The following is a 10,383-nucleotide window of genomic DNA, read 5'->3' as shown; positions in this document are numbered from 1 at the left end:
CGCTTTTCAGCATTTTTCGTCGGAGCGGCAAGGGATATCGAAAAGGGAAATGCTGTTGTTTCCCTTTCGTTTGGTGTGGGCGAAGCGCCACGACCTTGATTTAGGTTTAGATTCGATTCAAATCTAGAAATCATTAGCTAACTAAAGCTGCTAACAAGTTTTGGGGCAGAACCGTGCATCTTGAAGTAGCTTAGGCACGTGTACTTTAAGCCGGCATTTGCTCCACCAGCAAATCAATAAAACTTCTAACTTTGGGGGTTAAATGCTTACGGCTTGGGTAGATGGCATAGATATCAATTTCAGGTTGAAGGTAATCTTCAAACAGTAATGTCAGTTTATTCTCTGCCAATGCATCGCCAAGATAAAAAGATGGCAAGCGGCATATACCATGATGGTCGAGTACCATTGCCAGCTCCATATCAGCATTATTACAGCCAATGACTTGCGGGACATCAATGGTCACAGTCTCTTTTTCTCGATGCTCGAACACCCAGCGATTTGGCTGTTTTAGATTGCTATAACAGATGCATTGATGAGTAATGAGATCTTCTGGGGTTTGCGGTATTCCATACTTAGCTAAGTAAGCAGGTGTCGCAATGGTATAGGCATTAAATTGACTAATACGCTTACAAATCAGACTGGAATCATCCAATTGATGTGTCGCTCTAATCGCTAAATCATAACCATCTTGAACTAAATCCACATGGCGATCGCTGAAATCCAACTCTAGTTTAACCTCAGGATATAAGCGCATATACATCGATAGAATCGGTTGTAAGTGCTTTAGTCCAAATGTCACAGGACAGCTTAACTTTAACGTGCCCGAAGGCGTTTGCTGGCTACTGTCGAGCATGACCACGGCCTGCTCAGCATCACTGACGATTTGCAGGCACTGTTGATGAAACAGTTTTCCTTCAGGCGTTAAACTTAATGAACGCGTTGTACGGTGCAGTAATCTGGTTTTTAACCTTTGCTCTAAGCGGGTAACTGCTTTGCTAATATGCGAAGTTGAATGGCCCATTTTATCTGCTGCCTCTGAAAAACTGCCAGATTCAATCACCTGTGTGAAAATAACGATTCCGTCAAATAACTTAGTATCCAATTTCACTTCACATTCCTTTTCTAGCAACAGAGCTGTAATTCGAATTGTCTGCAGCCATTAGTGCGTTAATGAATAACCAATTTAGCAATAGTTTTAGTTCCAATAAAGCCAAAATTAAAACTTAAAATGGTTATTACGAGTCATATGGAAATAATAATTTCCCTTTTGCTGGCTTAATCATAAGCAGTTTATTGCGTAAAGTAGCTTCATGAGTTCCTAGTCATCTAGTCACTTAACTGAATAATTAATTGATACTGTAAGGAATAGCCCCATGGAACAGATAACACGCATTAATCATTACGGCTTAAGAGTTAAAGATTTCGAAGTATCAAAGGCATTTTATGCACAACTCGGATTTAACTATATTGCCGGCCCAATAGGACCTGAGCCGGTTGCGATTATCGAGCACCCTAGCGGTGTCAATATTAACTTTATTTTGAACGCAGCAGATACTGACACTAACGTGTTAATGGATATTCCGACTAAACATACTGGCTATACCCATGTGGCATTAGAAGTGACGAGCGCAGCAGCGGTGATAACTAGGCTAGCTGAATTAAACATTCCATTGAGTGGTGAACCAATTAAGCATGTCAATGGCACCTCTTTCTTTATCAGAGACCCTGATAGAAATGTGGTTGAGTTTATTGAATATAAAGGCTTAGATATCCATTAACCCTTTACAGAAACCATTAATGAACAAATAGAAAAACTGACTTAGACATATAAGGCAATTACATGAAAATTTTAGCATTCGCAGCAAGCAGTAGCCGTCAATCAATTAACAAACAATTAGCTAATTACGCCGCTAACCAAGCAGCCAAATTAGTCGATAACGCCGAAGTAGAATTACTGGACATTAATGACTATGAAATTCCATTATTCAGTGAAGACAGAGAGAAAGAGTTAGGCCAGCCAGCACTAGCGAAAGCTTTTTTCGACAAAATAGGTCAAGCTGACGCTATCGTTATTTCTTTTGCCGAACATAATGGTTCTTACACCGCTGCATATAAAAACTTGTTTGATTGGACATCGCGTATCGACCAAAAAGTATTCCAAGGTAAGCCAACATTACTACTAGCAACCTCTCCAGGACCTGGCGGCGCCAGCAGTGTTTTAGCCGCTGCAACGGGTTCAGCCCCATATTTTGCCGCTGAAGTAAAAGGCTCATTGTCAGTACCTAGCTTTTACCAAAACTTTGATGCTGCAACAGGCGAAATAACTGACTCAGCATTAGCACAACAGTTAACTCAAGTAGTCAGTGAATTGGTCAGTAACTCATAAAGCTTGAGCAGTTTTAGCTTCATTTACAAACCCGATAACGCTGTACTATTGCTACAGCGTTATTAGATTGATTGCCATTGTCTGTCACTATCTCTATTTCTGAGTGCAATATGCCGCCATTGGCGATGATCATTTTCGCTGACGCATGATTGTGCTTATGGCAATGAATGTGCAGTTCATTCATGCCTTTACCCTTTGCCAATGCGATAGTTTGCGCCATCAATTTAGCCCCTAAACCTTTACCCCGATAACTCGGTCTGATCCCCATACCAATATGACCACCACAGTGCCTTATGTTGTCATTAAGGGTTAAGCGTAAATTGGCTACACCGATTAAGTCTACTCCGTCGACTAGCCAATAGGTTTCGCTGGCAACATAGCCTTGAGGCAAATTAACCCCATCAGCAAAATCCTGATTTTTTTGTAGCATTGCCGCAAAATCATCACAATCAAAATCAAGCGGAAACGGGTAACGTTCTTCATCAGCTAGTTCAGTAATGTAAGCCAAATAGCTTGCCTGATACTGCATACAAGGTTTAATCAATTTCATCTCGTTATCCTGCAAACTATTCTCCTGCATATCATTCTGTGACACGCCACTTTGAGTCATCATTTCCTTAGCGAACACCCATTTATATTTTCGATAGCCCATAAAAAAGGGCCTTGCAGCCCTTAATGAATATCGATAACAGGCAAATTATTTTCGACCTAAAATCCGTAAAATCCGCAGGAACAAGTTAATAATATCCATGTAGAGCGCTGCAGCACTGTCGATAGCATTATCGACGGTTTTTGGTATTTGATTAGCACGACCCCAGTCATAACCAATATAACCACAAAAAATCAGCACCACTATCCAATCTAATATGCCGTGATGAATACCAAATACATAGATTTCAATCAGTTCAACCACGATAACCAGCAAGAGTGCAATCGTCAGCGCACCGGCAATTTTACTGAAAAAAGCGGGAAACAATGTGCCTAAACACATCATGCCAATGGTGACCAAGCCAGTAATTCTAATCGCTTCAGACACTAAAGCTGCATCATACTGACTGACGACTAAATTGATGATAAAACCAAACGGCACCACAACAAAGTTGTAGCCAATAAAACTCACAATCGGTTTATCAGACGATGAAAACAGGTAAATACCGAGAAAACATGAAGCAAAATAGCCAATAAAAAACACCCAAGAATTAACTGAAGCAATGGCTTCTGGGGAGATGTTCGTTACCATCCACCAGTTCACGCCAAAACCCCAACAAAGGGTTAAACCTATGACCAAATTATACAGCGGACCACTGATAATATTATCCGTGGTATGCCTACGGTCAAAAACATTTGTTTCCACTTAATATTCCTTTTAAGTACGGCGCTTAACCAGCATGGCATAACTGCACCATGCTGATGTTCAAGCACTATGAATTTACTCTGATTTACTTAACTAAACGAAAAATATAAGGCACTTTGATGCTGTCACCTTTAGAGGCTGCAATTGCACCTAAAATACAAAATACTAGATTAAAAATACCTACAGCAAACATAGTTAACATGCCAATGACAATGATAAATAGCAGGCTTGAAATGAAGTAACCAATAATGACCGTAATCGATAAGTTTAATGACTCTTTTGCTTGCTCACGGACAAACTCATCATCAGTTTTCACCAGATATAAAACTAAACCAGGGATAAAACCAAAAAAGATGGTGCCAATCCAGCAAAGTAGCGCTAGGTTTTTAGAATCTTGGTTAATTTCTTCGACTTGTAAACTTGTTTCTTCGCTCATGTTGAATCCTTTTTCATTCGCTTTATGCTGTTTTAAAAAATAATTAAATTATTGTTATTGAAGGCATATTAGGAATAGTTTGTTACAGGAGGATATAGGAAAGCGTGAAGAAAAAACTTGAAAGCTCCTTTTCACTGACTCAATAGCAATCCTTCACTATTCGACTAACAATATGTTCTGCAGTTAGATTAACCAGCATAAGCATGTTCCGCAATAGTTCCAGCGCTTAAATTTCAATTTAATTTAATTTATTAATCATTTAAAAACATTGCCTTAGTTAATATTTTATCTGCTCAGTAAAATGCCATCAGTTTAAAACATTGATACTCAAACTTGCTTTGGCACATAAAGGTAACTATCGGTTTCTTGGCCCATGTAAAGTAGCAGCTGAAGAGATTGGTAACCCTAATTTCATAGCCAAACAAGTGAGCAAAGACCTATGCATAACACCCTGCGAAATAAGAATATCCGTGTATTCAAGCTTATTTTTAGCACAGTGCTGTTCTTTGCGATCAGTTTATCTTTATACGTATTCAGCCAATATCAACGGATTACATCCGATCAGCTGACTCGAATTAATGACAGTCATAAGCAACGTTTGGCTTTCTCATCTCAACGCTTATCAGATGTGATTGAAGAAGTTGACGACATCATCAAAAAAATATCCACCAGCCCACAGATTGAGTTATTCAGCCAAACGCCAAGCAGCCGAAATCGCACTGCACTAGAAAACATGTTTTATTTCATTGTTAAAAATGAAAATGTTTACTCACAAATTCGCTATTTGGATGCTTCAGGTATTGAGCTCATCAGGGTCAATAATAAGCAAAACAATATCGAGCGCATTCCTGTATCTCAATTAGAAAATAAGTCAAAACGCGCTTATTTTCAGCATGCACAAGCACTTAAACAAGGCGAAATAGGCACCTGGCCTGTTGATATTGAAACTGAAAACGGCCAGCTAATGAAGCCAATCCAAACCAGTTTACGGATCATCATGCCCGTTTATCACCTCAACGCACGTCAAGGCTATATCGTCATCAACCTCAGTGTGAATAACATCCTTAATGCCATTGAAGAAATGCAAAGCGACACCTTTATAACGCGGTTCATTGACGAAAACGGCAACTTACTCGCCAGTGACAAGCCGTCTGAAGTATTAGGCCATTTATTTAGCACGGATGAACAACATAACCTTGCCAATGATTTTGCTGTTTTATGGCAACAAATATTGTCTTCAGATGAAGGACGCTTGACCATCGATAGCATGGTTTACTCTTATACAGAGCTAGGACTCAGTGCCGTTTATGCACCATTAGGGAAATATATTCTTATTTCGTCGCCGACAAGTTCTGCGTATGTCACCGAACAAAAACAAAACCTACTAACTAAGGCTATTTTGCTGCTATTGCTCTTACTAGGATTTTGCAGCTATCTCTTCAAAATTTATAACAGCCATGAAAATAATCAAATGAATCAGCAACTCATGGAAGCTGCCTTTAATGGCATTGCCGGTGTCATTATTACCGATAAACGCTTTAAGTTAGTCAAAACAAATCAAGTGTTTGTGAGGGTTTCAGGCTTTACCGCTAATGAATTAATCGGCGAGTCACTGGCTAAGTTAAACCTGAAGTTTTCACAAACAGAAATGGTCGCAATTCAACGTCATTTACAAGCAGATAATTGGCAAGGTGAAGTCATGGGAACCAATAAGTCAGGCAGTGAATACGCCTTGATGGTACGCATTCAAGTACTCAGAAATAGTTTTGGCAGCGTGAAAAAATATGTGATTACGTTTACTGATATTACTCAGCGAAAGCAGTTGGAAGAAACCCTTAGAAATCAGAGTGAGTCTGACCCATTAACAGGTTTATGGAATCGAAGAAAGTTTGATGATGAACTGACTAAACTTAACATATTCACTAAGCGCTATAGTAATTATCAAGCCTGCTTAGGAATTATTGATATTGATTTTTTTAAAAAAATTAATGACCAATATGGTCACGATGTTGGTGATGTAGCACTTAAAAACTTAGCCAGTTTTCTAACTTCGCAATGCCGAGAAACTGACATTATTGCGCGTATTGGCGGGGAAGAATTTGCCATTTTGATGCCTCATACTTCTCTTGAACAAGCGGAGGCTGTACTTAACCGCTTAAAACAAATGATCGCTAACAGTGAATTGATGCAATTTACTGTGAGTGGTGGAATTTCGAAAGTACAAGATGATGCCACCTTAGCTTTTAAGCATGCTGACATTGCCCTATACACTGCTAAAGCGGCTGGGAGAAATCAGATTCAAGCTTTCGATGCTAACTCACTTGAACATAGTAAAAAGTTGACTGTCATTGCCCCTTTGAATCTTAAGCACGCCAACGATGATGTCAGTATTAAACAGCCAGTTAATTTGTGAGTATGATCAAGTAAACTGATTAAACTATTTTAAAATTTAGCCGATACAAGTTGACTGTAGAGAGCTGCATTCACTAGATGATTAAGCTGAATTCTCGTTATGCCATAAACATAAAACACGCATACTGGGATCTCTCTCGAATTAATTGCTATTCATTGGCGTTACCATGCCTTGTTACATGATTCACAATATATGACTCAACAATATATTACCAAAAGCCGAACATTAATAACCTGAACATGGGCTCATACTGCTAACTAAACCATAGATAATTCAGATTCAACTAGAATAAATTATCGTGAGTTTAATAGACGAAGTCACTGCTCAAGTTTGGCTTTGGTAAAGGGATATTTAAGATGAAACAAATCAATTTTCGCAAAGTCGATGCCATACTGATCAAGTTAAGCTTAAATGGTAAATTTTGGGTAATTTGCACTTTAGTCACCCTGATTACCGCGACTGTGGCCCTTAGTACTTACTTTAATACCAGCGCAAACATCAAATCGGCCTCAGAGCAATCAGTCCAGTCAAGAGTCAATGCACTGGCCGAAAGCGCTCAACTTCAATCCCTTGAAGGCCAAGAGCTATCTCAATATGCGCAACAACTCAATGCGTCTATAGGCTCGTTAATGCAACCACGCCGCAGTGGTGACAATGTCACAGTGAGTGCCCCGATTAATAACCAAGCATTAGTCATCACTGTTAATGTCGCTAAGCAAGAAGCCGATGCACTCTCAAGCGCCAGTAGCTCACTCTTATTCGCCTTTATCGGTTTACTGCCGCTGTACTTAGTGTGCTATTGGACTTCAACCTCTCTCGGTGGCGGATTATGGGACATGTATGTTGCCATCAAGCGCCTTGCTGACGGCGACCTCAGTCAACGACTTAACTTTTTTGGTACTGATGATTTCAGCTTAATCGCCCGTGAAATTGATCGTAGCGCCGATAATATGAGTGAAATGGTCACCGCCATTGCTGCTAATGCGCAAACGCTGTCTGAAGCGGCGAATGAATTTAATCAGCAAGCCAATCAAAGTGAAGAACTCACTCAGTATCAACACGAATTTTTAGATACGGTATCCGTCGCGATGACGCAAATGACAGCCGCTATTGAAGATGTATCTCAAAATGCCAGCAGCACGTCAGAACAAAGCCAAGAAAACGCATCGCAAGCCAGTAATAGCCAAGCTCAAATTGCTGAAGCAGTTAATCGTATTGGTACCCTAACCAGTCGAATCTCAGAAGCTTCAACCTCGGTAGGCGAGTTATCTCAAGCGGCAGCCAATATTGGTGCTGTAGTGACCACGATTAATAGTATTTCAGAGCAAACAAATTTACTGGCGCTCAACGCGGCTATCGAAGCAGCGCGAGCCGGTGAACAAGGTCGAGGGTTTGCAGTGGTAGCAGATGAAGTGCGAACCCTGGCAAGTCGCACCCAGCAAGCCACAGTTGAAATTCAAACCATGATTGAAGGGCTACAAAAAGACACCAATACCTTATCGCATATCACCACGGATATTGTATCTCAAGCAGATCAAGGTAGAAGTGCAATTGAGTCAGTGGGTCATGATGTGGATAGTATGGTGACTTCAATTAGTAGTGTGTTTGATATGAGTTCACAAATAGCAGCGTCATCTGAAGAACAAAGCGCGGCATCACGTGATATTGCAGGTCAGCTAAACGATATTCGCGGCCAAGCAGAAACCATTAGAGAAACCGCTCACCGCTCAGTAGCACTTGCAGCCAATTTAACCCAATCGTCTGTTGGGCTTGATGATATTTTGAAGCAGTACACGCTTGCTGAAAAATAGCAGCGTCTACACATCAATGCCATAGTGTTTAGTCTTAATTAAATGAGTACTTCACTAACTAAACTAATAAAAAAACCAGCAATCATGCTGGTTTTTTGTTTAAATATCCAAAATTTATTTAACTGATATTACGCCACATTACTGATCCAAACGGTTTGATAAGGCTCTAATAATTGCGTTGCAGTAATGTCATTAATCACTTCACCATCAATCAAATCAAACCAGGTTTCTGTGCCAATTAAATTAAGCTCGGCTAAGGGTAAGTCCATCGGTTGATCGGTGATGTTACTGATACAAAAAACACTTTGTCTTCGATCGCGGCTTTGACGCCAAAAACCAAATAACTGTAAGCCTAAATGCAAGGTGAATTGAGTCGCATTAGGGTTAAATGCTTTTTGATTCGTTCGAATGCTGATCAGTTTAGTTAATGACGCTAACACCTTACTGTGAACATTATTTTCATCAGCCAATAGACCATTAAGCGCCTGACAATCCCAGCGGTGACGATTGATAGAACGATTATGGGAGGTGTTAGCGAGCTTTTCATAATCATTGCCAGTACCGAGTAGACTGTGAATATAAATACCAGGGATACCTTCCAGCCCTAACATAATTGCATGGGCACAGGTAAATCGCGCCAAACCAAACTGATCTTTACCCTTTGTCGTCCCTTGCAGCGCGTCAATTAACGCTATGTTCATTTCATAAGGTTTTTTCTGGCCATCTTCGCTGGTTCGGCTGGAAATTTTGCCACCAAATAAGGTCATGGTGTCCACCAACACCTTGATCTCTTCATCTTCCAATATCCCTTCCACTGGCCGTAAACCAACACCGTCATGAGAAGCAATAAAATTGAAATAAGTGGTACCGTCTTGCGCTGGTGGCATACTCATTTGCCAACGCTTTAAATACAAACAACTACCTGTAATCAAAGTATTGATAAGTAACGGCGGCAAAGAGAAATTATAAATACAGTGGGCTTCGTTAGCATTACCAAAATAGGTCAAGTTTTGAGTATTAGGAATATTCGTTTCAGTGATAACGACTGCATCATGTTGTGCGTGCTCGATAAGCGTGCGCAGCAGGCGGATCACCTCATGGGTTTGCGGCAAATTAATGGATTTGGTGCCAACGATTTTCCATAAAAAAGCGACAGCATCTAAGCGAAATATATTCACTCCAGCATCAAGATACTGACGAATAATCCGCACAAATTCCAACAAGACTTGTGGGTTTCTAAAATCAAAATCGACTTGGTCATGGCTGAACGTACACCACACATGCTGCAAGCCTTTACTGGTTTGTGTCGGCTTGAGTAAATCAGAGGTTCTTGGGCGCACGACTTCTGCCAAGTCATCTTCGACATTGGCAGTAAAAAAGTAATCGTGACCGACTCCTTCACCTTTAATGAAGTTTTGAAACCATGCACTTCGGCTAGAGCAATGGTTTATCACTAAATCAGACATCAACCTGCGCTTTGCAGCAATCGTCTCAATATCAGACCAGTCCCCTAAGCCATCATTGACACTGGAATAATCGATAACAGCAAAACCATCGTCCGAGCTAAACGGAAAAAACGGCAATATATGCACCGAATTAATGCACTCAAGATGAGTGTCCATAAATTCAGATAAGGTCGCGAGCGGATTTTGATTCGGACACATGATGCTGTCACCGTAGGTAATCATCACCACATCTTGTTCTGACCAATGATTACTAAACGGTTTCGGGGTAAATCCACCTTGCTCGATACGCATTGCATCAATTAAAGCATCAGCGATCTCATCGCTTTCAAGCGCTAATTCAACATCTTTATAGATGCTATCAAGTTGCTGTGTAAGCTTGTGTTTTAAACATTCTAATTCTGTCATTTGTCTTTCTTCTAACCTGAGTCATTTCTACTCACTACCAAGCCCTTGAAGCCAGCGGCTTTAGCAACTAAATCTAAGCGCTAAATCTAAGCACTAAACCTAGGTACTAAAC

The 10,383-nt window shown here is 40.4% G+C and carries 9 protein-coding genes; 4 read left to right on the top strand and 5 right to left on the bottom strand.

Going from position 1 to position 10,383, the window contains the following annotated elements:
* Positions 1 to 205 precede the first annotated feature (205 nt).
* The gene (locus BCU84_RS19000) at positions 206 to 1,108 is read right to left on the bottom strand and encodes a LysR family transcriptional regulator (RefSeq protein WP_241906490.1); all 903 of its coding nucleotides are present in this window, start codon (positions 1,106 to 1,108) and stop codon (positions 206 to 208) included.
* 265 nt (positions 1,109 to 1,373) lie between these two features.
* Here BCU84_RS19000 and BCU84_RS18995 point away from each other — a divergent pair, with 265 nt between their 5' ends.
* The gene (locus tag BCU84_RS18995) at positions 1,374 to 1,778 is read left to right on the top strand and encodes a VOC family protein (protein ID WP_102529620.1); all 405 of its coding nucleotides are present in this window, start codon (positions 1,374 to 1,376) and stop codon (positions 1,776 to 1,778) included.
* 62 nt (positions 1,779 to 1,840) lie between these two features.
* Positions 1,841 to 2,386 carry an NAD(P)H-dependent oxidoreductase gene (locus tag BCU84_RS18990; RefSeq protein ID WP_102529619.1) on the top strand — a complete coding sequence of 182 codons (546 nt, stop codon included), beginning with the start codon at positions 1,841 to 1,843 and terminating at the stop codon, positions 2,384 to 2,386.
* 19 nt (positions 2,387 to 2,405) lie between these two features.
* On the opposite strand, the gene BCU84_RS18985 is transcribed toward BCU84_RS18990, so the two are convergent.
* The 3 genes from BCU84_RS18985 to BCU84_RS18975 form a co-directional block, all read right to left on the bottom strand.
* On the bottom strand, positions 2,406 to 2,936 hold the full coding sequence (locus tag BCU84_RS18985; RefSeq protein WP_102529621.1) for a GNAT family N-acetyltransferase: 531 nt from the start codon (positions 2,934 to 2,936) through the stop codon (positions 2,406 to 2,408).
* Between the two features lie 147 nt (positions 2,937 to 3,083).
* The gene (locus tag BCU84_RS18980; RefSeq protein ID WP_102529618.1) at positions 3,084 to 3,740 is read right to left on the bottom strand and encodes a Bax inhibitor-1 family protein; all 657 of its coding nucleotides are present in this window, start codon (positions 3,738 to 3,740) and stop codon (positions 3,084 to 3,086) included.
* Between the two features lie 85 nt (positions 3,741 to 3,825).
* Entirely contained in the window at positions 3,826 to 4,176 is a 351-nt protein-coding gene (locus tag BCU84_RS18975; protein WP_102529617.1) for a DUF4870 domain-containing protein, read from the bottom strand.
* Between the two features lie 439 nt (positions 4,177 to 4,615).
* Here BCU84_RS18975 and BCU84_RS18970 point away from each other — a divergent pair, with 439 nt between their 5' ends.
* A complete protein-coding gene (locus BCU84_RS18970; protein ID WP_102529616.1) occupies positions 4,616 to 6,589 on the top strand; it encodes a diguanylate cyclase in 1,974 nt (657 codons plus the stop codon).
* Positions 6,590 to 6,945: 356 nt separating this feature from the next.
* Positions 6,946 to 8,400 (top strand): methyl-accepting chemotaxis protein, encoded by a 1,455-nt coding sequence (locus BCU84_RS18965; RefSeq protein ID WP_102529615.1) that lies wholly within the window; start codon positions 6,946 to 6,948, stop codon positions 8,398 to 8,400.
* Between the two features lie 128 nt (positions 8,401 to 8,528).
* Here BCU84_RS18965 and BCU84_RS18960 read toward each other — a convergent pair whose 3' ends face one another.
* Positions 8,529 to 10,271, bottom strand: coding sequence for a sugar phosphorylase (locus BCU84_RS18960; RefSeq protein ID WP_102529614.1), 1,743 nt, complete (start codon positions 10,269 to 10,271; stop codon positions 8,529 to 8,531).
* Between the last annotated feature and the right edge of the window lie 112 nt (positions 10,272 to 10,383).

Source organism: Shewanella sp. 10N.286.51.B7 (assembly GCF_002873615.1).
In the GTDB taxonomy this organism is placed as follows: domain Bacteria; phylum Pseudomonadota; class Gammaproteobacteria; order Enterobacterales; family Shewanellaceae; genus Shewanella; species Shewanella electrodiphila.
Note: the sequence above shows the minus strand (reverse complement) of the source record. Positions and strands in the feature narration are given on the sequence as shown.